The sequence below is a fragment of the Microcoleus sp. C2D2 genome, assembly GCF_036702495.1.
In the GTDB taxonomy this organism is placed as follows: domain Bacteria; phylum Cyanobacteriota; class Cyanobacteriia; order Cyanobacteriales; family Microcoleaceae; genus Microcoleus.
In genome coordinates this window covers 1-2,139 of sequence record NZ_JAUBTO010000351.1, presented here as the reverse complement: position 1 = coordinate 2,139, position 2,139 = coordinate 1, and the positions used below count along the sequence as shown (strand labels likewise).

General features: G+C 43.8%; 1 protein-coding gene and 1 pseudogene. Both read left to right on the top strand.

The window, feature by feature from the left end; genetic code table 11:
* Window positions 1–593 precede the first annotated feature (593 nt).
* Window positions 594–1,064, top strand: a pseudogene (locus QUB61_RS39055) (reverse transcriptase N-terminal domain-containing protein); the annotation flags it as partial.
* The gene (locus QUB61_RS39050; protein ID WP_333136804.1) at window positions 974–2,119 is read left to right on the top strand and encodes a reverse transcriptase domain-containing protein; all 1,146 of its coding nucleotides are present in this window, start codon (window positions 974–976) and stop codon (window positions 2,117–2,119) included. The pseudogene QUB61_RS39055 and the gene QUB61_RS39050, both read left to right, overlap by 91 nt.
* Window positions 2,120–2,139 lie beyond the last annotated feature (20 nt).

The window sequence follows — 2,139 nt, the reverse complement described above, 5'->3', positions numbered from 1 at the left end:
GTGTGCGATTCGTTGCCGTCGAATCAGTGGATAAAACCACGAAATAACACGGCTCACAGCCATTAAAGGCTCGTGAAACTCTCAAGATGATAGAGGTGCAAGCCCTCTCTGCCAAGTACGGGCATGACTCCCAATCTACCCACAGTGACTCGACTCGGAATTCGAGAGGCTGAAGCTGGGAATAGGGCGCAATCAGAGGTTGACCGATACCACACTGGCGCTAGGGGCGTCCTCACGGTGAAACAGAACCTAAAAAAGCAACCTAGGAAAGAGCAGGACGGAAAAGAATAACCCCCCTGACTTTATTGGAGCTAATACCCGCCAACTTCTACTTCAGAGATTAGCCGTACTAAGGGTATCCAATGGTTGAAGTGGTTCCACCTAAAAGGACAAGACAATCACTTGAGGGAACGAATAAAAACGAATCTAAGGTCTTTGGAAAGGTCGAACCCAAGGTAGACGAGACGAGACGAGTAAACCCTTAGATTCGGGTAGGATTCAGCTCCATTGCTGAAAGGCAGTCAGAATACACGAACTGGAGTAGAGAATGATTAGGCACAGTCTTAGCGAAGCGTGAATTTTGGAGCAAATTACCCTGGAAGCAATTTCGTAGGAATTTATTCCGCCTACAAAAACGAGTGTACAAAGCTATTCGAGAAAATGACCTGCGTAAAGTTAAGTCATTACAGAAGCTAATTCTGAAGTCCCGTGCAGCAAGATTACTGGCAATCCGTCAAGTAACACAGCTAAATGCAGGCAAGAAAACACCAGGTATAGACGGCAAAGCGTCCTTGACCCATCAAGAACGCCTAGACTTGAGCCTCAATCTCAAGTCAAATGTTGACAAATGGAAGCACCAAAGGCTGAGAGAAATTCCCATACCCAAAAAGGATGGGTCAACCCGATTATTAAAAGTGCCAACAATGTACGATAGAGCGTGGCAATGCTTAGTCAAATACGCTATTGAGCCTGCTTGCGCGTTGCACTATTCCATGAACGGAGCTATGGATTTAGACCAGGCAGGGCAGCACATGATGCTCAAAAATACCTGTTTCAAAACCTAAACTCTCAAGGTAAAGGAATAACCAAGCGAGTCATCGAATTAGACATCGAAAAGTGCTTTGACAGAATCAGCCACACTGCCATTATGGATAGACTCATTGCCCCAATGGGCATCAGAAACGGAATCTTCCGTTGTCTAAAAATAGGAGTAAACCCAGAATTTCCCGAACAAGGAACACCGCAAGGTGGAGTAGTCAGCCCACTTCTGGCAAATATAGCATTAAACGGGATAGAGTCCCTTCACCCATCCGTCAGATATGCTGACGATCTGGTGTTTTTTCTCAAACCAAAAGATGACGCACAAAAGATCCTTGACAAAATCCGTCAGTTCCTTGCAGAAAGAGGGATGAATGTTAGTGAAAGAAAGACAAAAATAACCGCAGCGACAGATGGATTTGACTTTCTAGGATGGACTTTTAAAGTCCAGAAAAACGGGAAGTTCAGGAGTTTTCCCTCAGTGGAAAACTTCAAAAAGTTTCGACAGAAAGTGAAAAAAATCGTCAATAACTCGAATTATGGGGCAAAGGTAAAAGCCAAAAAGCTGGCTCCTATTGTCAGAGGTTGGAGAAACTACCACCAGTTTTGTAAGTTGGATGGCCCCAGATTTAATTTATGGTCACTCAACAATAAAACATGGAAGGTATTTAACAAAGAAAGTAAGCTAACCCGCTACCTTGTCAATCACCTGATAGACCTAGCATTTCCAAAAATTGGATGGCACGAAAATAAATTCGTGATGGTAAAAGGGGATAAATCACCTTTCGATGGAGATATCCTTTACTGGACAAAACGCAACAGTGCGCTATATGACGGTATAACCTCTAAGATGCTCAAAAAGCAAAAACATACTTGTGGACACTGTGGACATCTTCTTACGGGAGAAGAAAGAGTTAATTTACACCACAAAGACGGCAACCATGAAAACTGGAAGGACACAAACCTGATGGTTGTACATGAAAGCTGTCACGATTATATCCACATGAGCAAACAAGATTGTCGGAAGCTGGATGCAATGAAAGTTGCACGTCCAGATTTAAAAGAGAGGGGCGAGACATAATAGCCTCCCTCGACTCTACC